Origin of the sequence: Phenylobacterium hankyongense, assembly GCF_003254505.1 — a bacterium.
Taxonomy (GTDB): Bacteria; Pseudomonadota; Alphaproteobacteria; order Caulobacterales; family Caulobacteraceae; genus Phenylobacterium; species Phenylobacterium hankyongense.
Window position 1 is genome coordinate 1 of sequence record NZ_QFYP01000028.1, and the last position, 320, is coordinate 320.

The 320-nt window shown below is 67.2% G+C and carries 1 protein-coding gene; it reads right to left on the bottom strand.

Annotated features, from left to right (window positions below; translation table 11 throughout):
* Positions 1–319, bottom strand: a 319-nt coding sequence (locus DJ021_RS18535) for an Hsp20 family protein (protein WP_111459199.1), incomplete at its 3' end; no start/stop codon positions are given.
* Position 320 lies beyond the last annotated feature (1 nt).

Here is a 320-nt window from a genome sequence, read left to right on the forward strand (position 1 = left end):
GCATGCCGTCCGCCAGCACGAAGCTGCGCACGAAGCCTCGGGCCGCGATTCCGCGATGCAGGAAAGTCTCCTCGGGCTTGGGGGTCTCGCCTTCGCGGCGGCCCTGCACCGTGAGCTGCCGACCCTCGACGGTCACCGCGAGCTGATCGGGCGTGAAGCCGGCCACGGCCAGGGTGATGCGAAGACGGCCTTCCCCGAGGTCTTCCACGTTGTAGGGCGGATAGCTCTCGGCGGCGGCCTTTGCGGCGCGCTCGATGAGGCTGCGGGTATGATCGAAGCCCAGCAGGAACGGGCTGTCGAAAAGGATCGACCTGTTCATT